Below are 22,397 nucleotides of genomic sequence, written 5' to 3' on the forward strand. Positions count from 1 at the left end.
CCGCGTCATACATCTCACGAAGGAGACCTCATGAGTACGACGGTCAAGGACATGCTCGCCGCCCACCCCGCCGGTCCGGGCGGTGTGGACCGCGACAAGCTGGCCCGCTGCATCGAGGAGTGCGTCGCCTGCGCCCAGACGTGTACGGCGTGCGCGGACGCCTGTCTGTCGGAGGAGATGGTCGCCGAGCTGACCACGTGCGTCAGGACCGACGCCGACTGCGCCGACATCTGCGCCGCGACCGCCGCCGTCCTCTCCCGCCGCCCGGGTCACGACTCCGATGTCGTCCGCGCCGTCCTCACGGCGTGCGCCGCGGCCTGCAAAGCCTGCGCCGACGAGTGCGCGCACCACGCCGACCGCCACGAGCACTGCCGTCTCTGCGCCGAGGCGTGCCGCCGCTGCGAGCAGGCGTGCGAGGAGCTGCTCGCCGTCCTCGGCTGACGGCCCGGTCGGTACTCCAGCAGCGGAGGGCAACACGTGGACTCATCGGTGGACCGGATCGCGCAGCCGTGGGGCGGCCGGACTCCCTACGGACGGCACGAGGCATGGCCCGCGCGGGTCGACACCTTTCTCGCGGAAGGTGTCGACCCGGACCAGGTGCAGCGATGGGTGCAGACCGCGTCGATCCTGCACTCCGACGGGGACGCCATGGACGTCGCCGTCGTGGACGGGCGTCTGGCCGGTGTCCGGGGGCGGGCGCAGGACCGGGTCAACCGCGGCCGGCTCGGTCCCAAGGACCTCTTCGCCTGGCAGGCCAACGCCTCCTCGGACCGCCTGACCAGGCCGCTCGTCCGGCGCGACGGGCGCTTGACGGAGTGCGACTGGGACACGGCGATGGAACATGTCGTCGCCCGCTCGAAGGCTCTCCTTGACGAACGCGGACCGGGCTCGATCGGGTTCTACACCAGCGGGCAGCTCTTCCTTGAGGAGTACTACACGCTCGCGGTGGCGGCCCGCGCCGGGATCGGCACCAACCACCTGGACGGCAACACCCGGCTGTGCACATCCACCGCCGCCGAGGCATTGAAGGAGACCTTCGGCAGCGACGGGCAGCCCGGCTGCTACGACGACATCGACCACGCCGACGTCATCGCCCTGTTCGGGCACAACATCGCCGAGACCCAGCCCGTGCAGTGGATGCGCGTCCTGGACCGGCTGGCCGGCGGCGACCCGCCCCGGCTGCTGTGCGTCGACCCCCGGCCCACCGAGGTGGCCCGCAGGGCGGCCGTCCACCTGGCCCCGCGCCTGGGCACGAACGTCGCCCTGCTCAACGCCCTCCTGCACGAGATCATCCGCGCCGGCCACATCGACCAGGAGTACATCGCGGCCCACACGGTCGGGTTCGAGGAGCTGGCCGCCCGGGTGGAGCAGTGCACCCCGGCGTGGGCGGCCCGGATCTGCGACGTGCCGGCCGCGCGGATCGGTGCCGCCGCCGAACTCCTCGGCACCGCCGACCGGCTGCTGTCCACAGTGCTGCAGGGTGTCTACCAGTCCCACCAGGCCACCGCCGCCGCCGTCCAGGTCAACAACCTGCACCTGATCCGCGGCATGATCGGCAGGCCCGGGGCCGGGGTCCTGCAGATGAACGGCCAGCCCACCGCCCAGAACACCCGGGAGTGCGGCGCCAACGGCGACCTGCCGGGCCTCCGCAACTGGCAGAACGACAGCCACGTCGCCGACCTGGCGCGCGTGTGGAACGTCGAGCCGCGGACCATCCCGCACTACGCGCCCCCCACGCACGCGATGCAGATGTTCCGCTATGCCGAGCAGGGCTCGATCCGCATGCTGTGGATCAGCGGGACCAACCCGGCGGTCTCCCTGCCCGAGCTGGCCCGGATCCGCTCGATCCTCGGGCAGGACCGCCTCTTCGTCGTCGTCCAGGACCTGTTCCTGACCGAGACCGCCCAACTCGCCGACGTGGTGCTCCCGGCGGCGACCTGGGCCGAGAAGACCGGCACCTTCACCAACGCCGACCGCACGGTCCATCTGTCCGACAAGGCCGTCGAACCGCCCGGCGAGGCACGGCCCGACCTGGACATCTTCCTCGACTACGCGGCCCGCATGGATTTCCGCGACAAGGACGGCGGGCCGCTCGTCACCTGGCACGACCCCGAGTCGGCGTTCGAGGCGTGGAAGCGGTGCAGCGCGGGCCGCCCGTGCGACTACACCGGCCTCAGCCACGACAGGCTGCGCGGCGGCAGCGGCATCCAGTGGCCGTGCGACGACCGGGCCCCCGACGGCACCGAGCGGCTCCACACCGACGGCATCTCCTGGGCGCACCCGGACGTGTGCGAGTCCTATGGCAAGGACCTGGTGACCGGCGCGGCCCAGGAGGTCGTCGAGTACCGCTCCTTGAACCCGGACGGCAAGGCCATGCTCAAGGCGGCCGACTACGTGGCACCGCACGAACCGCCCGACGAGGAGTACCCCTTCCAGCTGACGACCGGGCGAACCGTCTACCACTTCCACACCCGCACCAAGACGGGCCGGGCGCCGCAGCTGAACGCGGCGGCCCCCGACGTGTGGGTGGAGGCGTCGGCCGCCGACGCGGACACGCTCGGGCTGAACGAAGGCGATGTGGTGGAGGTCCGCACGCCGCGCGGCGCGCTGCACGGCAAGCTGCGCGTCAGCGGCATCCGCCCAGGACTGCTCTTCGTCCCCTTCCATTACGGCTACTGGGACACCGAGGCCGGACACGCCCCCTCCGCGGACTCCCCCGGCCGGGCCGCCAACGAGACGACCGTCACCGACTGGGACCCGGTCTCCAAACAGCCGCTGTTCAAGACCGCCGCGGCAGCCCTGCGTCTCGTGGCACCCGGCGACGGCGGCAGCGCCCCGGCCCCGACCACCACCGCCTCGGCCCCCGCGGCACCGTCCGGCACGGGGCCCGTACCCTCTCCCACCGCCGGAGGCCGGTCCGCACACGTCACCCAGGCGGCCGACCCCACGTGGGACGACGCACGGCAGGAGGCCCGGTGAACGGCGTCACGCTCACCCTGCGCGCCCTCCACCACGGCGAGAAACACCTGGCCGGGCACCTGACGGCGGTGGCCGACCGCCACCACGCCGAACACGAGGTCCGCCACGTCGCCCTGGACCTCGCCGACTGGTCCCGCACCCACGTCCAGCGCCTGACCGACACCGCGAGCCACTACGGACTGAACCTCCGCGAGCCCTCCGCCACACCCCCCGCGCACCTGCTGTCCACCCTCACGCGGAAGGCGTCCGAGGCGACGGCCCACCGCCCCGAACCCGGCCTGCTGCTCCTGCGCGATCTGCGCGAACTCCACCTCGGCGCCGCGGAGAACTCCCTGCACTGGGAGATGCTCGCCCAGGCCGCGCAGGCGTCCAAGGACGAGAAGCTGCTCGATCTGGTCTCCACCTGCCATCCGTCGACCCTGCGGCAGATGCGCTGGACGAACACCATGCTCAAGAATCTGGCCCCGCAGATCCTGACCAGCCTGTGACGCTCTGAGGACTCTGGACTCAGGTGTCGCGCGTGACGACATCGGTGTGCGTGCCCACAGCAGTTCCCACGCGTCCGAGCGGGCCCTCAGAGGCAAGGTCAGAGCCTGCAGGTGCAACAGGCGCGCGGCCCGGGCGGCGGAGGCGACGGACAGATCGCGCGGGTGACCGGCTATGCGGGCAGCTCGCGCTCCAGGACGGCGCGGGCCGTCTGCCTCAGCGTCAGACCGGAGGCGTAGGCCTCCGCACGCAGCCGCACCAACGCTTCGGGCAGCGATATCTCGAGCACTCCGCTCAGCACACCTGTCGCCTGATGCACCTCCGCCCGGTGCAGATCCACCGCGCCCGCCCGCCCCGGCCCGTTCCGCTCGGCCGCGCTGTCGGGCCAGCGGGCCAGCAGGTGGACGGCCAGCGCGTCGGCGACCAGCCAGCCCTCGGCCCGCTGCCGCGCGCTCAGCGCACCGACGACGCGCCGGTAGCCGGTCAGGGTGCCGCTGCTCACCGCACCCACGCGCACCGGCCACACGAAGACCGCCAACACGCCCAACTCCTGGGCCTCGGGCACGAACTGCGGCCAGAACCGCATCACCAGCCGGTCCACGTCGGGCACTTCCCGCACCCGGCCGCCGACAGGGAAGTACAGCCCGGGACCCTGCCCGAGAACGGTCTGCACATCATCGAGACGGGCACTGGTCTCGTCACTGAACCAGACCAGCTCCCCCTGCATCGAGACGGCCACCCCGTCCAGGCCCAGCGCGTGCGCGCAGTCGACCGCCCAGACGCGGCGCTCCTCCGCGCTCGCCACCGTGTGCATACCGTCCAGCAGCTCCTGGACCGACCCACCGCTTCCACACATCCGCGGCCCCCTCTCGAAACCGGGCGGTTCACCCGCCGAAGAGCCGTCGCGGGGGCCCCGGGCACCGGTTCCACCGTAGCGCGCACACCTTCTCCGGTCCCCGGCCCCGCCGTTCCGCGGTGAAGCGCCACCCCCTGACCCGCACGCCGCCACCAAAAACGGGACAGACCGGACGGCGCCGCCTCCCCCGTCGCACCCCGCATCGTCAGCCACCATGACCCCATGGTGGAGATCGACTACAGCAACGCCGCGCTCAGCACCTTCGTGGAGCAGTTCTCCGTCCTGCCGGACGGCACCCGGCTGGACTCCCTCGCGTTCCCGGTCGCCAACCGGACCAGGACGAGATTCGCGCTCAACCCCGAAGCGCCCGTCGCTCTCGGCGACATCGAGGCGGAGATCTCCGGCCCCTTCCGGGACGTGCGCAGGGAGCTGGCCCGGCTGCCGGTGGTGGGCGAGGTCGACGATCCGCTCGTCACCTCCCTCAACCAGGGCTGGTGCTCCTACCTCGCACGGAACTTCGTCCCCTGGCACGAGTGCTTCGCCGCCGCGAACATCCTCTACTTCTACCGGTGCATCACACCGGCGCGGTACCAGACCCCCGGCCACATGAGGATCCTGTACGCGATCGGCACCGCCGTCGAACTCCTCACCGCCTTCACCGTGATCCCCGACGACGTCTGCGACGGCGCCACCGAGCGGCAGGGCAAAGCCCCCTGGTTCCGGGCCCACCCGACGTCCGCGTACTTCGACGGCGGCCTGCTCGCCATCCAGGCCAGGCTCATCCTGGAGAACGTGGTCCCGGCGACGCACCCCAAGCGCGCCGAGATCGTGCAGGCGGCCGACAACTTCTGCCGCCGCTCCTCCTACTATTTCAGCGCCTACGCCTGGCAGCTCAACGCGGCGGACGAGACGGCCGCCGCGGCCCGCCGGGACTACGAACCCTACGGCCCCGACAAGCCGACGGCGTCGGCCCGGTGGATGTTCGACATCGGTCTCGACCGGGCTTCCTACGACGCGTGGAACTGGCTGCGCGCCCGCCAGTACATCCTCCTCATGACCGAGATGGCCCGCCTCTTCGCCTGCTACGACGCCATCACCCCGGCCTCCTCGCCCGCGTACACCGAGTACGTGCACACGAGCAGCGCCATCCTGGAGATGGTCGACGACTTCGTGGACATCGCCTGGGACGAGGAAGCCGGCGACGAGCCGCCCGAGGACGTCGCGGCGGGCGAGATGCACAACATCTTCCTGCTCTCCGCCCTCGACGTGCGCGACGCACTCGACGACGCGGAGGAGCGGGAGCGGTTCACGGCCACCATGCGCTCGTGCTACGGGACGGGCGAGCGTGACGACGCGGCCACGGTGATGCGTCTGTGGCGCCACCACGGCGTCTTCGACAAGGCGGTCGAGCACCTCCATCAGAGCCTGGACGCCTACGAACAGGCCCGGGCGGCGGCGATCGACGCACACTCCGTCCCGCCCGGCCTCCTCGACCAGATGGCCGCCTACATGGTCCTCCACGACCTGGGCTCCGACACACTCCCCCACCTGCGTCGACTCCGCGACACGACCCACACGCCGGAGGACCTCCTCCCGCATCTCATGGAACATCTGGTCAAGGGGCTCCCCCGCTGACGCCGGTTCGGGTCCGCCCCGACCACCCAATAGCAGGCGTTTGCATTTAACCCGCGTCTGCAATTAATGTTGCCACTCGTCAGGCGCGTTCGCATCTGACCGCGCGGAAGGCGTTCATCCACGTACGCCTCCCGCGTGTACCCGGGATGTCGCAGCATCCCCGCGACACGGCACCACCGAAAGGCAACCCCCCGCATGTCCCTCAAGGAAATCCTCCCCGGCCGTCTCGGCTTCGGCACCGCTCCTCTCGGCAACATGTTCCGCGCGATCCCCGACGACGACGCCCGCGCCACCGTCGAGGCCGCCTGGGACCAGGGCATCCGCTACTTCGACACCGCCCCCTTCTACGGCGCCGGGCTCGCCGAGGAGCGCCTGGGCGAGGTCCTGGCCACCAAGCCCCGCGACTCCTACGTCCTGTCGACCAAGGTCGGCCGGGTCATCCTCGACGAGCCGGAGACCGACGTCCCGGACTTCGGCGAGAAGGGCGGCCTCTTCGAGCACGGCAACCCGAACAAGGTCCTGCACGAGTGGACCGCCGACGCCACCGAGCGCTCCATCGAGGGCAGCCTGCGCCGCATGGGCGTCGACCGGTTCGACATCGTCTGGGTGCACGACATCGCCCAGGACTTCCACGGCGACGCGTGGATCGGCAAGTTCGAGGAGGCCCGCACCGGCGCCTTCCGCGTCCTGTCCCGCCCTGCCGATCTCGGCCGGAGACGCCTGGGGCCGCTCACAAGACCGAGCCCATCGAGATGACCCTCGCCCTGACGAGCCAGGCCGACGGCTTCCTCCTCGCCGGCCGCTACACCCTCCTCGACCACGCGCACGCCTGCAGCGCCTGCTGCCGATGGCGAGGAACAGGGCGTCGACATGGTCGTCGGCGGCCCGTACAGCTCCGGCATCCTCGCCGGCGGCGCCCACTTCGAGTACCAGCAGGCCCCGCCGGAGATCATCGAGCGCGTCCAGCGCCTCAAGTCCCCCGGCACGCATCAAGCCGCCGCGCTGCAGTTCCCCTGGCCCACCCGGCGGCCGCCGCCGCGATCCCCGGTGCCACGCGCCCCAGCCGGATCGCCGAGGACAGCGCCGCCCTCACCGAACAGGTGCCCCCGCCTCTGACGGACCTGCGCGCGGCCGGCCTGGTCAGCCCGTCCGCCCCCCTGCCGAACGGCGCCGACCCCCACTCCCCTCCCCCGCGCACCGGCACGACAGCACGACCACCACACGCTCATCCAGGAGAAGCAAGACCATGGCCTCGACTTCCGTCAGCCGCATCGTCCCCGCCTCACCCGACAAGGTCTGGAGCCTCATCGGCGGCTTCGACTCCCTGCCCGACTGGCTTCCCTACATCCGCGAGAGCACCCCGCTCGAAGGCGGCCGGGTCCGGCGGCTGGAGAACCCCGAGGGCGACATCATCGTCGAGCGCCTCGTCGACTTCAACGAGACGGAGCGCCGGTACAGCTACGCCATCCTCCAGGCACCGTTCCCCGTCGACGGCTACGTCTCCACCCTCCGGGTGCACACCGTCCCGGGCCGGGAGAACGCCGCCGAGGTGCAGTGGTCCGGCCGGTTCGCCCCGGAGGGAGCCACCGAGGACGAGGTCGTCGACCTGTTCACCGACATCTACCGCGACGGCCTCGACGCCCTGCACCGGTCCCTCGCGGGCTGAGGCGGGTCCCGCCCCGCCGGAACGCAGGAGCAGGTCAGGCGGGTTCGAGGTGGAGACGGCCGGTGACGACGGCGTGGGCGACGTCCCGCAGGGGCTCGCCACGGGACCAGGCGTGCGAGCGCAGCCGTAACAGTGCCTGGTCGATGGGGATGTCGAGGTCGACCGAGGTGATCCCGGCCGCCTGATGGACCTCGGCCCGCAGCAGGTCGGGGGCGTCCGGCGCGGCCTGGGCGAGGCGGGTGGCGGGGGTCTGCAGGAGCGGGTGGACGAGGGCGTGGGCGAGGGTGGTGAAGGTGTCGAGCCGGGCCGGGGCGAAGGGGGCCGGCGTGGTGCGGTAGGCGGTGAGCACGGCGGGGACGATGACGCCGAGCCGCACGGGCAGCGCGGCGACCGCACGGCCTCGGGAGACGGCGGGGGCGGCTTCGGCGAGCGCGGCCCACTGGACGGCGGTGCGCAGGTCGGGTGCGGTGATGACGCGGTGTTTGGTGGCGGCGTCCAGGGTGGGGCCTTCCCCGAGGGTGAACTGGAGGTCCTCCAGCGGCGGGCCGACCAGATCGCCGGGGTCGCCCCAGAGCGGTTCGAGGGCGCCCCGGGCCGAGATGAGGGTGAGCGTCAGGGAGTCGACGCCGGTGTGGTGGGCGAGGGTGCGGGCGGAGAACGCGGTGAGGTCGCGGCCGGTACGGGCGGCGCGGCGCATGCCGGTCAACAGCGCGGACAGATCACTTTCGGGCATGGCGGGCCCCCCGCAGGGGTGGAGGGCGCCGAACGGGCGCGGCCGGCCACATCAGCGGGCCCGGCCGAGCAGGGATTCGGGAAGGTCGCCGGTGGCGATCCGGGTCGCCAGCGCGGTGAGGGGCTGCTGGGTGGAGCGGGCGTGGGCGCGCAGGAGCCTGAAGGCGTCGTCCACAGTGACGTGCAGCCGGGCGGCTAGGACGCCCTTGGCCTGCTCGATCACGATCCGGCTGTCCAGGGCGGTCTGCAGCTGGCGGATGACCTCCTCCCGGTCGGCGACGTCCCGGCGGTGCGTCAGGGCCAGGGCGGCGGCGTCCGCGAGGACCTGGGCCATGTCGAGGTCGCGCTGGTCGGGCAGGGGCGGGCCGGTGCTGATCAGGTTGAGCGCGCCCAGCATGAGGTCGGGGGTGTGCAGCGGCACGGCCGCCACCGCCGTGATCGAGGCGGCCAGCGCCAGCGGGATGAACCGGGGCCAACGGGCGGTGGCCTCGGCGCTGTCGAGGAGCATCAGCGGCAGCGGGTCGTGGGTGCGGGCGCTGTCCAGGCACGGGCCCTCGTCCAGGTCCAGTTGGTCCTGTTCGAAGCGGCGGCACAGTTCGTCGGAGGCGGTCAGGTAGGCGACGTCGCCGCCGTTGTCGAGGACAGTGATCCCGGCCCGTGTCGGCAGGAAGGCGGCCGCGAAGGCGGTGAGGTCGTGCAACAGCCCGAGCACGTCGGAGTCGGGCGAACGGCTCGCCAGCTCGAGTACCGCCCGGGACATGTCCAGTTCACGCGCGGTGACCGTCATGGCCTGCCTCCACCCCGGAGAACATCTCCGTCGATCGACGCGGGGTCAGGGCGGTCACATGCACATATCCGGTGGGACCCGCCCGACTGGTGTCGCGCTCAGCACTGACGCAGGGCAGACGCACGCCGTACCGTCACGCTACTCCCCTTCTCCGCGGCCGGGGCCCTCCGCGACGAAGTCGGTCAGTGCGGCGGCGACGGCGTCGGGCTGTTCGTCGGGGATGAAGTGCCCCGCGTCCGGCACGACGATCCCGGTGGCGTGGCCGGCCCACGGCCTGAGGGAGGCCGCCATGTCGGGGACGGAGCCGTGGCTGCCGGAGATCCCGAACACCGGCAGGGTCAGGCGCTGTTGCCTCAGCGCCTCGTGGTTCTTCCGTGCCGACTCGGCGGCGTGCCGGTAGTAGGCGAGGGACGCGCGCAGACCGCCGTCGGCGGCCACGGACGCGGCGTACCGCTCGGTCTCGGCGTCGTCGAAGGTGCCGGGAGAGTGCGCCTTGGCCCTCAGGAACCAGCCGACGTACTCGCGTTCGCGGCCGGTGAGCAGGGTCTCGGGCAGGTCGGGCACGAGGTGGAAGGCGAAGTGCCAGGTCTTCCAGACCTGTTCGGGGTCGGTGGGGACGACGTCGGGGAGGGTGATGCCCGGGATACCGGCGTCGAGGAGCGCGAGGCCGTGCATCTGGTCCTGGTGCTTCAGCGCGAGGGAGAACGCGACCCATGCGCCGACGTCGTGCGCGGCCAGCCAGTAGGCCGGGACGCCGAGCGCCTCCACCGCGGCATGGACGTGCCCGGCGACCGTGTGCGTGTCGTAGCTGATGTGCGGGCGTTGGGAGTGGCCCTGGCCCGGCAGGTCGAGCGCGATGACGTGGAAGCGGTCGGCGAGGCTCGGCATCACCTTGCGCCAGGCCCACCAGGTCTGCGGGAACCCGGCGAGCAGCACGACGGCCGGACGGTCCGGCCGGCCGCCCTCGACGGCGTGCAGCCGGACGCCGCCCCCGTCGACCCAACGGTGGGTGAAACCGGCCAGGTCGGCGAGTGGCAGGCCGGGGACCGGGTTGCCAAAGACGCGCGAGGCGTCCGTGGGGTCGTGCATGGTTCTCCTCCGGAGGCGCGGTGGTGGGTTCGCGGTCGGTCGAACCCTAGCCCATCTTGAACCGAACGTTTCAAGATGGGGGCTGGCATGGGAGGATGGCTCCGGCGACAAGGCGTAGCGGGAGAAAGGCGCGGCATGGCGGGCAAGAAACAGTTCGATGTCGCCACGGCGCTCGACGCCGCGATGATCCAGTTCTGGCGGGCCGGCTACGCGCACACGTCGGTGGACGACCTGTCCCGGGCGACCGGACTCAACCGCAGCTCCCTCTACTCCTCCTTCGGCGACAAGGACGCGCTCTTCCTGCGCTGCCTGGAGCGTTACACCACGCGGTACGGGGCCAAGTACGACGCCGCGTTGTCCAGCGCCGCCGACGGGCCCCTCGCGGCGGCGCGGGCGTTCTTCGACGTCACCCTGGAACGCATCGCGGACCCGACCCTGCCGGACGGATGCCTGGTGGCCCAGACCGTCATGGCGACCCCGGTGCTCAGCCCGAGCGTCGCGGCGCGTGCGCGGGAGGCGATCGGTGTCCAGCACACCCGGCTGCGCGCCGCACTGGAGGCGGGCCGTCTGCACGACGGGACGGCCGACTCCTTCGCGACCCACCTCGCCGCCGTGAACCAGTCCCTCGCCGTCATGAGCCGGGCCGGAACGGGCGAGGAGCAGCTGCGTGCCATCGTCGATGTGACGCTGGACGCGCTCGCGCGGACGCTCGGCGCGAGCGACTGAGCCCTGTCCGGCAGCGGGGCCGCACACGGACGCGTGCCGCCGCCCGGACGGTGCCGCGGCCGTCGCCGGTATTCTCGCGACGCCGAGATCCACTCGGTCCCGGACGCCCACAGGAGGGGACGGCAGCCGATGAGCCTTCGCCAGTTCGAGTACGCCCTGGCTGTCGCCGAGGCCGGTTCCGTGACCGCCGCGGCGCAGTTGCTGCATGTCGCACAGCCGTCGATGTCCCAGCAGATCCGCGGCCTGGAGCGGGAGCTCGGCGTCGAGCTGTTCTCCCGTACGCCGACCGGCCTGGTCCCCACGACGGTCGGCCGCGAGTTCCTGCGGGAGGCGGAGATCGCGGTGAACGCGGCGCGGCGGGCCAGGGCCACGGCACGGGCCGGCGCCGGGGAGACGGCGGGCGAGCTGGTCGTGGCGGCGCAGATGGGGTACGGCGCCCGCCAGTTGCCCGGCGCCCTGAGCGCCCTGCGACGCCGCTTCCCGCGCCTTGAGGTCACCGTCTTCGAGGAGCCCAGCTCCGCCGAGCTGGAGCGCCTGTGCAGGCAGGGCGTCCTCGACCTCGCCCTCATGGCGGCGTGCGAGCGGACCCCCGCCGACGCGCACCGCCTCGGCGACGAGCAGTTCGTCGTGGCCCTCGGCGCCGATCACCCGCGGCTCGCGGCGGACCGGGTCGAGCTGCGGGACCTGGCGGGTGAGCCGTGGGTGCGGTTCGACCGGGACAGCGCGCTCGACGGCGTGCTCGTGGCCGCGCTGCGGGAGAACGGGCTGACCCCGGCCACCGCCGCTCGCGTCTCCCGGACCTCGACGGCCGTCCGCTGGGCCGCGGACGGGCTCGGCGCCACGCTCGTCCCGGCCTCCGCAGTCCCGCCCGACCACGACCATCTCGTCCGCCCGGTCTCTCCCGCCGTGTCCCAGCCGGTCATCGCCGTACTCCGCGACGGCACGAGTCCGGCGAAGACGGCCCTGCTGGAACTTCTGCGCAACGAGAATTGGTGACCCGCTATCCCTTCACGGGCCGGTCCTGAATGTATTTCTACGGCCGGGAGAATTCCCCGCCGTCCACCACCATATTGCTGCCGGTCAGCCAGCCGGCCCGGTCCGACAACAGGAACAGCACCGCGTCCGCGATGTCCTCGGGCGCGCCCTCACGGCCCAGCGGAGGCGTATTGGCGGCCTGGCCGGGGCTCGGGTCGAGGAGCGCCCACTCCTTGCGTGTCGTCTCGCCGCCAGGGGTGGCGGTCCTGCCGGGTGACACGGTGTTGACCCTGATGCCGTGCGGCGCCAGTTCGGCGGCCAGGCCCCTGCTGTAGTTCTCCAGCGCCGCCTTGGCCGCCGTGTAGTGCAGGAACGGCGGCGGCACAGCGGGCACGGCGGCCGAGGACACGTGCACGATCGCGCCCCCGCCCCGGCCCCGCATTCCCGGGGCCAGCAGCGCGTTCAGCCGCACCGACGACAGGAAGTTCAGCTCCAGCGCGTCCTGCCAGACGTCGTCGGCGATCGACAGGGCGCTGTCGTAGGGCTGCGCCCCGCCCGCGTTGTGGACCAGGAGGTCGACCCCGCCGAGCGTCTCCCGCACGGCCGCGGCGATCGACTCCGCCCCGGCGCCGGTCCGTACGTCGGCCGCCACGAAGGCCGCCCCCTCCGGCCCCGCGTGCGTCGAGGACCTCGCGGTGGTGAGCACCTCGGCGCCGGCGTCCAGGAGGCGGCGTACGACCGCCGCCCCGATGCCGCGCGTTCCGCCGGTGACCACGGCGCGCTTACCGGCGAATTCCTGCGTGTGCAGCGTCTGCTGCGCCTGCTGCGTCCACCGCGTTTCCGAAAGACTGTCCGTCGCGTTCATTTCGTCATCCCTCTCCACCTGATAAATGTTCGCCCGCCTTGAGAAGGCGCCTTCTCGGCGGGCTGATTCACCGTAGGCAGGGGAAATATGGAGGAGCAAAGACGAAATTGCAGCAGGGGGTAGAGGAGAAACCTATGGGGTCAGGACTCGGCGGAAGTGTGCAGGGTGGCGATCGCCTCGTCGACGGTGGGCCGGAAAGTGAAGACCTGGTCGAGCCCGACGATCTGGAGGACGCGCATGAGGTCGTCCCGCACTGCGGCGAGGATCAGCGGCGTACCGGTTTCCCGGGAGCGGTTGAAGGCGCCGACGAAGACCGTGATGCCGGTGGAGTCGCAGTAGGTGAGGCCGTCGAGGTCGAAGACGACCGGGGCCTCGGGGGTGAACGGTGTCTGGTGCAGGACCTGGGTGACCTCCGGAGCCGTGTGGTGATCGAGTTCGCCGACCACGGTCAGCACGACGACCCCCGAGGGGTCGGAACGTCGGGTGGCGGTCAGGGTGCGGTCAGTCACCGTTTCTCCTGTGTGGGGACGCTGGGGCTGGCGGGTGGAACGAACGGAGCGAGCAGCGCGGTGTCGTCGCTGACCCCATGCCCAGATCGGTGCGGAATGTGTACGCCGAGGCCGGCGGACCCTCGGGGCCGGCAGCGTGCGGGGCGGAGCGCCGGATCGCCGTCATATGCTGCCTTCCGCGCGGTGCCGACCTGAGTGCCCGCCGCCTTCAGGCACGGCTGTCTCATCCTACGGCCCGCCGCAAAAAGGCCCGCTGGCGGGCGTAGGAAATCGCCTGTGCAGGGCATGTGGCTTGGACGGCACAATGGAACGGCCCGCGAGGCGCATCGCGTCAGGGGCCGGGGGCGAAGGAAAGGGTGTTCAGTGACACGTGCGGACGACGGCGAACTGACCGTGCCGTCGCGGGCCGGGGGCGACATTTTCGCGGCGGAGGAGAGGGTCGGCGCGGACCTGTCCCGGGTGGACTGGTCGGCGACCTCACTCGGGGAGCCGGAGAGCTGGCCGCAGAGTCTGCGGACGGCTGTGAGCATCTTGCTGTCGTCGAAGTTCGCCATGTGGATGGCATGGGGCCCCGAACTGACGTTCTTCTGCAACGACGCCTACCGCCGCAACACTCTGGGCCAGAAGTACCCGTGGGCGTTGGGGCGGCCCTCCACCGAGGTGTGGGCGGAGATCTGGGACGACATCGGGCCCCGTATCGACACCGTCCTGACCACGGGCGAGGCGACGTGGGACGAGGCACTGCTGTTGTTCGTGCGGCGCTCGGGCTATGTCGAGGAGAGTTACCACACCTTCTCCTACAGCCCGCTGCGCGACGACGCCGGTGCCGTGGTCGGCATGTTGTGCGTGGTCAGCGAGGACACCGAGCGGGTCATCGGCGAACGCCGCATGGCGACGTTGCGCGATCTCGGCTCCGATCCGAGCGTGGTCCGCACCGAGCAGGAGATGCTCGACTTCGCCGGTGAGCAGCTCGGCCGCAATCCGCACGATCTGCCGTTCACGCTGACCTACCTGTTCGGGGACGACGGCAGTGCCGCTCTCGCCGCGACGAGCGGGATCCCGGCCGGCCACCCCGCCGCCGCCGACCGTCTCCCGGCGGGCGACGGGACGCTGTGGCCGGCTGCCGCCGCGGCCCGCGGTGAGAGCACCGTCGTGCCGCTCCAGGGTTCGGCGTTCGCCGACCTGCCCGCCGGGGCGTGGGCCAAAGCACCCGTTCAGGCGTTGGTCGTGCCGCTGCTGCAGCAGGGCGGAGCCCCGTACGGGTTCATGGTGGCCGGTCTGAACCGCTACCGGGCGCTCGACGGGGACTACCGCGGCTTCGTGGAGCTGGTCGCCGGTCATGTCGCCACCGGCATCGCCAGTGCCCGCAGCTACCAGGCCCAGCAGCGCCGGGCCGAGGAGCTCGCGGAGCTGGACCGGGCGAAGACGACGTTCTTCTCCAACATCAGCCACGAGTTCCGCACCCCCCTCACCCTGATCATGGGGCCGCTCGAAGGGCTGCAGGACGAACTCGCCGACGCGGTTCCCCGTGTGCGCGAGGAGCTGGATGTCATCCACCGCAACGGGCTGCGCCTCGGCAAGCTGGTCAACACCCTCCTGGACTTCTCCCGCATCGAGGCGGGCCGGATGCAGGCCAGTTACGAGCCGGTCGACCTGGCCACGGTCACCGGCGAGCTGGCCAGCGTGTTCCGTTCAGCCATCGACAAGGCCGGCCTCGACTTCGACGTCGACTGCGCGCCGCTGCCCGAGCCCGTCTACCTCGACCGGGGCATGTGGGAGAAGATCGTCCTCAACCTTCTCAGCAACGCGCTGAAGTTCACGTTCGACGGCTCGATCCGCGTCGCCGTGCACGCCGAGGGCCCCGAGGCCGTCGTCACCCTCCGCGACACCGGTATCGGCGTGGCCGCCGAGGAGATGCCGCGCCTGTTCGAGCGGTTCCATCGCATCGAGAACGCCCGCTCCCGCTCCAACGAGGGCAGCGGCATCGGTCTGGCCCTGGTGAAGGAGCTGGTCAGCCTGCACGGCGGCACCATCACCGCCGACAGCACCGAGGGTCGGGGCACCTGTTTCACCATCCGGCTGCCCTTCGGCTGGGCGCACCTGCCCGCCGACGCCGTCCGTTCCGAGGAGAGCACCGACTCCGCGCTCCTGGCCGCCGACCCGTTCGTCCAGGAGGCCCTGCGCTGGCTTCCGGACCAGCAGACCACCGCGGCGCCCGCCGAGGACCATGCCGCCGTGGAGCCGGCCGCCACCCCGCAGACCGCCGCCCTCGCACGGATCCTGGTCGCCGACGACAACGCCGACATGCGCGACTACCTCAGCCGGCTGCTGCGCGACGCCGGCTACGAGGTCCACACCGTCGACGACGGCCGCCAGGCCCTCGACGCGATCCGTGACGACGCCCCCGACCTGGTGGTCAGCGACGTCATGATGCCGCACCTGGACGGCCTGACCCTCGTCGGTCTGCTGCGCAACGATCCGCGGACCGCGTCCGTGCCGGTCCTGCTGCTGTCCGCGCGGGCCGGTCAGGAGGCGTCCATCGAGGGGCTGCAGGCCGGTGCCGACGACTACCTCGTCAAGCCGTTCGCGGCAGCCGAGTTCCTCGCCCGGGTCCGCGCCAACGTCGAGCTGGCGCGTCTGCGCAACCACCACGCCCGCTGGCGGACCGCGCTGGTCGACTCCCTCCAGGAGGCCTTCTTCGTCTGTGACGAGGAAGGCGCCGTCATCGAGATCAACACCGCCTTCACCACCACTCTCGGCTACGACACCGACCATCTCCCCTACCAGCCGATCCACCCCTGGTGGCCCGACGCCGCCACGGACCCCGAGGCGCACCGCCAGGTCGCCGACGCCTTCGCGACGCTGCTCGACCAGAGCCGGGGCAGCTACACCATCCCCGTCACCCACCGCGACGGCCACCGGCTGTGGGTCACCGCCAACTTCAACCAGGTGCAGGACCCCGACACCGGACGCTCCGTCGTCGTCGGCACCTTCCGCGACGTGACCGCCGAGCACTACGCCATCCAGCGCGAGAGCGCCCTGGCGGCCCTGAGCACCTCCCTCTCCCGGGCCACCTGCCTCTCCGACGCGGTGACCGGCGCCTTGGGCGAACTGAGGGAACTGTGGCGGGCGCGGCGCGTCACGGCCGCCGTCTTCGACCGCGGCGACGAACCCACCCTCACCTCCACCGACCCCGACCTCACCTGGCAGCAGCTGTCCGGCGAACGCCGCCGGTCGCTGGCCGAACTGCGCCGGCAGGCGCCGCTCACCCCCACCGTCGACCAGGGCGGGGCGGGCATCCTCCTGGAGTACCCCGACGGTCCGCTCGCGCTGTGGCTCGACCTCGGCGAGAACCGACCCTTCACCGGCGAGGACGAACTGCTGCTGTCCCTGCTGGCCGGCCACCTCGCCCAGGGACTCGCCCGCGCCCACCAGATCGACCAGCAGCGCGAGACGGCCATCGCCCTGCAGCGCGCCATCCTCGGCCCCTCCCACCTGCCCGCCGGGTTCGCGGTCCGCTACGAGCCGGCCACCCAGCCTTTGGAGGTCGGCGGCGACTGGTACGACACCGTCACCCTCCCCGACAGCCGTATCGGCATCGTCGTCGGTGACTGCGTCGGCCGCGGCCTGGAGGCCGCCAGCGTCATGGGGCAGCTGCGCAGCGCCTGCCGCGCCCTGCTCCTTCAGGACGCCAGCCCGGCGCAGACCCTCATGGCGCTCGACCAGTTCGCCGCCGGGGTGCCGGGGGCCATGTGCACCACCGTCTTCTGCGGTGTCCTCAACGCCGAGACCGGGCAGCTGACGTACTCCAGCGCGGGCCACCCGCCGGGCATACTCGTCCGGCCCGACGGCACGACCCACCTCCTCGAGGGCGGCCGGTCCCTGCCCCTCGCCGTCCGGCCGGGCAACCCCCGTCCCGAGGCCACCTGTACGATCCCCGCACGCTCCACGCTGCTGCTGTACACCGACGGGCTCGTGGAACGCCGCCGCCGCCCGCTCAGCGCCGGTATCACCGAGGCCGGCGAGGCCCTCCAGGACGGCCGGGACACCGCGGTCGACGTCCTCGCCACCGACGTCATGTCCCGGCTGGCGCCCGCCGACGGCTTCGACGACGACGTCGCCCTCCTCCTCTACCGGCACCCGGCGCCGCTGGAGATGTCCTTCCCCGCCGAGTCGGCGCAGCTCGCGCCCGTCCGCAAGGCCCTGCGCGGCTGGCTCGACCAGTGCGAGCTGCCCCCGACGACGGCGCAGAACATCCTGGTGGCCGCCGGGGAGGCCTGTGCCAACGCCATCGAGCACGGGCACCGCGACGCCCCCGGCGACGTCGTCCGCTTCCGTGCCGAGGCGTTCGTCGACAACCTGCACCTGACGATCGCCGACAGCGGGCGGTGGAAGACCCCCCAGCCCGAGCTCAACACCCACCGAGGCCGCGGCCTGAGGCTGATGCGTGCCCTGATGCAGCAGGTAACCGTCACCCCGGGGCCGGCCGGGACCACCGTCGACATGCACACGAGGATCGCCTGATGACTACCCCACTGACCCTCACACCCGGCCGGCAGGCCGACGGCGCCGCCCTGTTGATCGCGGTGGGCGAGATCGACATGAGCAACGCCGCCGACCTGGCCGCCGCGCTGGAGGACACGTCCGGCGCGCTCGTCCTCGACCTCAGCGGTGTCGAGTACCTCGACAGCGCGGGCCTGAGCGTCCTCTTCCCGCACGCCGACCGCATCCGCCTCATCGCCAACCCGCTCCTGGCCCCGGTCCTGGCCATCTCAGGACTGACCGACCTGACCGAGGCGGACGAGCCACCGACGAGCTGACCGGCCGGGCGCTACCGTACGGCCATGATCGATGGCAGCTGGGCAGGGGTACGGGACCGGGTGCTCCGGCTGGCCGAACATCGCGACGCGGGAACGGTGTTCGGGGCGAACAGCCACGGCTTCCGGCTCGGCCCGGTCCTGCGCGAGGACGAGCTGCGGGCGCTCGAAGCGGACCTGGGCGTGCCCCTTCCGGCGCAGTACCGGAGCTTCCTGCGCCACGTCGGGCGCGGCGGCGCGGGCCCCGACCACGGTCTGACGACGCCGGTCGCGGATGCCGGCGGATGGCGATGGCGCGGCGTCCAGCTCGCCTTTCCGGGCCAGGTGACCACTGCCGAGTTCGCCGGACGCCCCTTCGTGGCCGAGGCGCTGCAGAGCGAGCTGGACGCGCTCGAAGAGCAGGAGCCGAACGAGGACGCCTTCACCGACGAGGACGCGCTGGACCGCGCGTATGCGGCGTGGAACGCGCGGTACGAGGAGCTGTGCGACGCGCAGGAGGCGGGCACGGTCTTCCTCGCCGAGCAGGGCTGCGGCTACACGTCGCTGCTGGTGATGACCGGCCCGCACCGGGGCGCCGTCTGGGAGGATCTGCGGCCTGCGCATCAGGGGATCCGGCCGACCGGGCATGACTTCGCGGGCTGGTACTTGCGGTGGCTGGAGCGCGTTGAGCGGCGGTTGGGGGTCGTGCCGTCGTAGCCGTACCCGGGGGTTTGGCCGGGCAGCCCCTGCTCAGGCGCCCGAGCGCAGCGCCAGCCATTCCTGGAGTTCGATCAGGTTGCCTTCCGGGTCCTCCAGGTAGGCGACTCTCATCCGGTCGCCCATCGGGCCCGGTCCCCGGAGGAACTCCGCGCCTCGGGCGGTGAGCGCCTTGTGGGTCGCGTCGAGGTCGTCCACGCGGAGCACCACCAGCGCCCGGTGGCCCTCCCCCTCCGCTTCCAGCCGTTCAAGGACCCCGGCCATCTGCGCCCGGTCCTGGAGCGCGATCGCGGCGTGCCCGGTGTCGGGGCCGAGCTTGGCGTACGGGCCGTTCTCCGCCTCGACCTGCGGCTTCAGCCCGAGTACGTCCCGGTAGAAGCGGTAGACGGCGGTGAAGTCGGACACCAGCAGGCGTATCTGGGTGAGTTCCATGCCCTCATTCTTCCCGCCCGGCGCCGTGCGGGCCCGCCTCCGCCCGGTCGTTCGGCCGGTTCGCGTCAGCCCAGGGGCAGGTAGGCGGTGATGGTCTTCCCGGTGCCGTCGGAGTGCGCGTCCACCGAGACGCCGGCGGCGAGCTTGCGCACCAGCGCCCAGCCGAAGCCGCCCGGCTCGGCCCGGTGCCCGTCGGAGGTGACCGGCAGGGCCGCGCTGCGGTCGCTCACCTGGATCAGGACGCAGCCGCGTTCGTGCCAGACCCGGAACGAGGTCAGGCCGCTGCCGTGGCGGCGCGCGTTGGAGACCAGCTCCGAGCAGATCAACTCCGCGTCGGCCACCCGCTGTTGCACCGCGGCCGGAGCCTTCCCGGCCTCCGCCGCGCAGGCCAGCACGACATCGCGCACCTGTTCCCGCGCCTGCGCGCCCGACAGCTGGGTGCCGTCGTCGGCGGTGTGCCGGGGCAGCTCGCGGTCGCCGCCGCGCCCCGCCCCCGTCACTGGGACCACGCGCTGGTCGGAGCCCCGGCCGGGGGCCTGCACACCGTACTCACTCCGTACACCCCTGATCCTCGCCACCTTGCCCCGGCTGGTCCATGAGGAGGTCCAGGGTCCCCGTCTCGGTCAGCAGGCGCCGCACGCCGACGCTGAGCGGCCCGCGCACGACGAGCCGACGCTGCCGGTCGTTCTGTGTCCGCCATGCTTCCAGCAATGCGTGCAAAAGCGTGGAGTCGGCGAAGCGCAGGCCCGCCACATCGACCACCAGGGTCCCGGGAGCACCCGCCAGCGCCTTGGTCAACGCCGCTGTCAGGGCAGGCTCGGTATCGCCGTCGCAATCACCCGTCAGGGCGATCACCGACTGCTCCGGACCTTGATCAGAAATGATTCGCACCGACGCTCGCACGGCGCCATTCTGTCATCGTCCGTGGGCCCGCGTCCCGGCAGTCCCGCCCAGCGGGCGGCGGCGGCCGGACGACCCGCTCCGGCTCCCCCGTTCGGCGCACTCGGAGGCCCTTCACCCGTTGGCAGCAGCCGCCCCCGTCTGGCCTGCGATGTTGCCTTCGGCGACGTGCCCCGGGCCACCGGGACCGGCCCGGCGTGTCGCGCACCCTCGGGTGGAGCGGGTTTACCTCCAGCCATGAGCCTCCATAGCGGCCGACGGTGTGCTGCGGGCTCTTCCCCTGGAGGAAGTACATGCGTTCGCTGAAGATAGCCACCGGCACCGCCCTCGCCGGCGCCGCTCTGCTGCTCGCCGCCCCGCTGGCCGCGGCCTCCGACACCCAGTGCGACCCGGCCACCGCGTCCGCCCAGGAGGCGGAGACCGCGTACAAGTCGGCGCTCGCCGACTACCAGAAGACGGTCGACGCCGGTGGCCACCCCGGCCAGGCCGAGAAGGACAACGTCGACCAGCTCAAGCAGAAGGCCGACTCCGCCGCCTCCGAGGCGCAGCGCATCTGTGGCGACACCGTCATGAACCCGACGCAGAAGCCGACCGGCGCGATGCACACCGGCACCGGCTCCGCCGACCTGTTCGGCGTCCCCGCCCTGGCCGCCGCCGGCGGTCTCGCCGTCACCGCCGCCGCGGGTGTCCACCTGCGCCGCCGTACGGCAGCCGGCCGCCGCCACTGACCGCGGACCCGGTGACCGGGCGCCGCCCAGGAGCGGTTCTCTGGGCGGCCCTCACCTCGACGACGAAGGCCGACGACGCATGGCGAGAGGGCGGGACGACGTGGCCGCGCACCCCACATCGAGGCTCAAGTCCCGTGCCGCGGGCTGCGTATGGGCGCTGCTCCTGATCGGCAGCGCGGCCGTCGCCTTCGGCTTCACCGGCCTGGAGCAGAAGGAGGAACCGCCGCAGCCGCCGCAACGCCACAGCCGGCACGCCTCCTCCGCCGCCGCCCCCGCCGCACAGCCTCTGCGGGCGTCACGCCCGACGCGCGTACGGATCCCCGAGCTCCGCGTCGACGCCCCGCTGACCGGCCTGCGCCTCGCCGACGACGGCCGCCTGAACGCGCCGCCCGAGGACGACCCCGACCTCGCCGGCTGGTGGAGCGACGGCCCCTCCCCCGGCACCCAGGGCACCGCCATCATCGCCGGACACGTCGACCTTCCGTCCGGCCGCGCCGTCTTCTACGACCTCGGCACCCTCGAACCGGGCATGCACATCGACGTACCCCGCGAGGACAGGACGACCGCGCGCTTCACCATCGACGCCATCGACGTCTACGACGCCGCCGACTACCCCGACGACAAGGTCTACGCCGACACGGGACGCCCCGAACTGCGCCTCATCACTTGCGGCGGCGGCTACGACCCCGCACGCCGACGCTACAAAGGCAACGTCGTCATCAGCGCCCACCTCACCGGCCACCGCTGACGGCTCCTGAGGGGCCCGGCACTCCACGCGCCCGACGCCCGTAATGTTTGCGCGGCTCCGCGCGCTGAGTCGGAGAAGAGGCGAGAGAGCTCTCGCGAGCACGCGATGCGGCCGACCTTCGGCCAGGGAGACCGGCTGGAGATCGAGCGGCTCGGCGAGGACGAGGTGCACCGGGGCGACGTCGTCCTCGTCCAGATCCCCGGACGGTACGAGGGCGCACCGGTCCTTCAGCGGGTGATCGGCATGGGCGGTGACCATGTGGCGTCCCCCGACGGCACGCGGGTCCTGGTGAACGGCGAGCAGCTCGACGAGCCGTACGTCGAGCGGAACGTGTTCGGTGTGCCATCCCCGCCGACCCTGCCGGCCTACGACGTGACCGTCCCGGCCGGGCGGCTGTTCCTCCTCGGCGACAACCGGATCGACTCCTACGACGGCCGTTTCTTCCTCGACGACCAGTCGGGCACCGTCGCCGCCTCCGGGGTACGCGGCCGGGTGCGGGAAGAAGGAAGTTCCCTGCCGCTGGCGCTGCCGGCCCTCGGCATTCTCGGAGGACTGTCGCTGCTGGTCGGGGCCGGTCTCGGGATCGGGGGCCACATGGTCGGGCGGCGCGTCCGGACCGTGGGTGCGGGGCTGCCGCCCTGGGCGACAGCCCCGTACGACCCACGTTGGGGCGCGCCCGAATAGCCTCGCGCACCCGGCGCGGAATGGAACGCTGCCGGGCCCATCCGCGGATGATCTCCAATCCGCTCCCCGGCCGGCTCCGGATTACCG

The 22,397-nt window shown here is 72.2% G+C and carries 22 protein-coding genes and 1 pseudogene; 14 read left to right on the forward strand and 9 right to left on the reverse strand.

The window, feature by feature from the left end:
- Positions 1-30: 30 nt before the first annotated feature.
- From N5I75_RS16110 to N5I75_RS16120, 3 genes are read left to right on the forward strand one after another with little or no spacing between them, the layout of a single operon-like run.
- A complete protein-coding gene (locus N5I75_RS16110; protein WP_476678122.1) occupies positions 31-441 on the forward strand; it encodes a four-helix bundle copper-binding protein in 411 nt (136 codons plus the stop codon).
- A 36-nt stretch (positions 442-477) separates the two neighbouring features.
- Entirely contained in the window at positions 478-2,979 is a 2,502-nt protein-coding gene (locus tag N5I75_RS16115; RefSeq protein ID WP_476678124.1) for a molybdopterin oxidoreductase family protein, read from the forward strand.
- Positions 2,976-3,467, forward strand: a complete 492-nt coding sequence (locus tag N5I75_RS16120) for a hypothetical protein (RefSeq protein ID WP_476678126.1) — start codon at positions 2,976-2,978, stop codon at positions 3,465-3,467. The genes N5I75_RS16115 and N5I75_RS16120 overlap by 4 nt, the downstream gene beginning before the upstream one ends.
- A gap of 170 nt (positions 3,468-3,637) precedes the next feature.
- Here the strand turns inward: N5I75_RS16120 and N5I75_RS16125 are convergent, their stop codons facing one another.
- Positions 3,638-4,321 carry an ANTAR domain-containing protein gene (locus tag N5I75_RS16125; protein ID WP_476678127.1) on the reverse strand — a complete coding sequence of 228 codons (684 nt, stop codon included), beginning with the start codon at positions 4,319-4,321 and terminating at the stop codon, positions 3,638-3,640.
- 222 nt (positions 4,322-4,543) lie between these two features.
- Here N5I75_RS16125 and N5I75_RS16130 point away from each other — a divergent pair, with 222 nt between their 5' ends.
- The 3 genes and pseudogenes from N5I75_RS16130 to N5I75_RS16140 all read left to right on the forward strand — a co-directional run bounded on the left by N5I75_RS16130 (position 4,544) and on the right by N5I75_RS16140 (position 7,622).
- Complete coding sequence (locus tag N5I75_RS16130; RefSeq protein ID WP_476678129.1) at positions 4,544-5,956, forward strand: hypothetical protein; 1,413 nt, start codon at positions 4,544-4,546, stop codon at positions 5,954-5,956.
- A gap of 195 nt (positions 5,957-6,151) precedes the next feature.
- Positions 6,152-7,125: pseudogene (locus N5I75_RS16135) on the forward strand (aldo/keto reductase); the annotation flags it as partial.
- 77 nt (positions 7,126-7,202) lie between these two features.
- On the forward strand, positions 7,203-7,622 hold the full coding sequence (locus N5I75_RS16140) for an SRPBCC family protein (RefSeq protein ID WP_476678131.1): 420 nt from the start codon (positions 7,203-7,205) through the stop codon (positions 7,620-7,622).
- A gap of 34 nt (positions 7,623-7,656) precedes the next feature.
- On the opposite strand, the gene N5I75_RS16145 is transcribed toward N5I75_RS16140, so the two are convergent.
- From N5I75_RS16145 to N5I75_RS16155, 3 genes are all read right to left on the reverse strand, one after another.
- On the reverse strand, positions 7,657-8,355 hold the full coding sequence (locus N5I75_RS16145) for an ANTAR domain-containing protein (protein ID WP_476678133.1): 699 nt from the start codon (positions 8,353-8,355) through the stop codon (positions 7,657-7,659).
- Positions 8,356-8,406: 51 nt separating this feature from the next.
- Positions 8,407-9,141, reverse strand: a complete 735-nt coding sequence (locus N5I75_RS16150; RefSeq protein WP_476678135.1) for an ANTAR domain-containing protein — start codon at positions 9,139-9,141, stop codon at positions 8,407-8,409.
- A gap of 138 nt (positions 9,142-9,279) precedes the next feature.
- On the reverse strand, positions 9,280-10,230 hold the full coding sequence (locus tag N5I75_RS16155; protein ID WP_476678137.1) for an alpha/beta fold hydrolase: 951 nt from the start codon (positions 10,228-10,230) through the stop codon (positions 9,280-9,282).
- 135 nt (positions 10,231-10,365) lie between these two features.
- Between N5I75_RS16155 and N5I75_RS16160 the strand changes: the two genes are divergently transcribed.
- Both N5I75_RS16160 and N5I75_RS16165 read left to right on the forward strand, forming a co-directional pair.
- Positions 10,366-10,956, forward strand: a complete 591-nt coding sequence (locus tag N5I75_RS16160; RefSeq protein ID WP_476678138.1) for a TetR/AcrR family transcriptional regulator — start codon at positions 10,366-10,368, stop codon at positions 10,954-10,956.
- Positions 10,957-11,085: 129 nt separating this feature from the next.
- Entirely contained in the window at positions 11,086-11,952 is an 867-nt protein-coding gene (locus tag N5I75_RS16165; RefSeq protein WP_476678140.1) for a LysR family transcriptional regulator, read from the forward strand.
- Positions 11,953-11,989: 37 nt separating this feature from the next.
- Here the strand turns inward: N5I75_RS16165 and N5I75_RS16170 are convergent, their stop codons facing one another.
- On the reverse strand, positions 11,990-12,796 hold the full coding sequence (locus N5I75_RS16170; RefSeq protein ID WP_476678142.1) for an oxidoreductase: 807 nt from the start codon (positions 12,794-12,796) through the stop codon (positions 11,990-11,992).
- 140 nt (positions 12,797-12,936) lie between these two features.
- Entirely contained in the window at positions 12,937-13,305 is a 369-nt protein-coding gene (locus N5I75_RS16175; RefSeq protein WP_476678143.1) for an STAS domain-containing protein, read from the reverse strand.
- 363 nt (positions 13,306-13,668) lie between these two features.
- Between N5I75_RS16175 and N5I75_RS16180 the strand changes: the two genes are divergently transcribed.
- From N5I75_RS16180 to N5I75_RS16190, 3 genes are read left to right on the forward strand one after another with little or no spacing between them, the layout of a single operon-like run.
- A complete protein-coding gene (locus tag N5I75_RS16180) occupies positions 13,669-17,829 on the forward strand; it encodes a SpoIIE family protein phosphatase (protein WP_476678145.1) in 4,161 nt (1,386 codons plus the stop codon).
- Positions 17,829-18,125, forward strand: a complete 297-nt coding sequence (locus N5I75_RS16185) for an STAS domain-containing protein (RefSeq protein WP_476678147.1) — start codon at positions 17,829-17,831, stop codon at positions 18,123-18,125. Before N5I75_RS16180 ends, N5I75_RS16185 begins: the two co-directional genes overlap by 1 nt.
- Positions 18,126-18,149: 24 nt before the next feature.
- Positions 18,150-18,818, forward strand: a complete 669-nt coding sequence (locus N5I75_RS16190; protein WP_476678149.1) for an SMI1/KNR4 family protein — start codon at positions 18,150-18,152, stop codon at positions 18,816-18,818.
- 33 nt (positions 18,819-18,851) lie between these two features.
- On the opposite strand, the gene N5I75_RS16195 is transcribed toward N5I75_RS16190, so the two are convergent.
- The 3 genes from N5I75_RS16195 to N5I75_RS16205 form a co-directional block, all read right to left on the reverse strand.
- Positions 18,852-19,250, reverse strand: coding sequence for a VOC family protein (locus tag N5I75_RS16195; RefSeq protein ID WP_476678151.1), 399 nt, complete (start codon positions 19,248-19,250; stop codon positions 18,852-18,854).
- Positions 19,251-19,315: 65 nt separating this feature from the next.
- Positions 19,316-19,759 carry an ATP-binding protein gene (locus N5I75_RS16200; RefSeq protein WP_476678152.1) on the reverse strand — a complete coding sequence of 148 codons (444 nt, stop codon included), beginning with the start codon at positions 19,757-19,759 and terminating at the stop codon, positions 19,316-19,318.
- Between the two features lie 40 nt (positions 19,760-19,799).
- Positions 19,800-20,105 (reverse strand): STAS domain-containing protein, encoded by a 306-nt coding sequence (locus N5I75_RS16205; protein WP_476678154.1) that lies wholly within the window; start codon positions 20,103-20,105, stop codon positions 19,800-19,802.
- A 338-nt stretch (positions 20,106-20,443) separates the two neighbouring features.
- Here N5I75_RS16205 and N5I75_RS16210 point away from each other — a divergent pair, with 338 nt between their 5' ends.
- The 3 genes from N5I75_RS16210 to lepB all read left to right on the forward strand — a co-directional run bounded on the left by N5I75_RS16210 (position 20,444) and on the right by lepB (position 22,310).
- A complete protein-coding gene (locus tag N5I75_RS16210) occupies positions 20,444-20,878 on the forward strand; it encodes a hypothetical protein (RefSeq protein WP_476678155.1) in 435 nt (144 codons plus the stop codon).
- A gap of 79 nt (positions 20,879-20,957) precedes the next feature.
- Complete coding sequence (locus tag N5I75_RS16215) at positions 20,958-21,626, forward strand: class F sortase (RefSeq protein WP_476678157.1); 669 nt, start codon at positions 20,958-20,960, stop codon at positions 21,624-21,626.
- Positions 21,627-21,731: 105 nt separating this feature from the next.
- Positions 21,732-22,310, forward strand: coding sequence for a signal peptidase I (gene lepB / locus N5I75_RS16220; RefSeq protein ID WP_476678159.1), 579 nt, complete (start codon positions 21,732-21,734; stop codon positions 22,308-22,310).
- The last annotated feature ends 87 nt before the right edge of the window (positions 22,311-22,397 follow it).

The organism is Streptomyces sp. R818, from assembly GCF_056172735.1.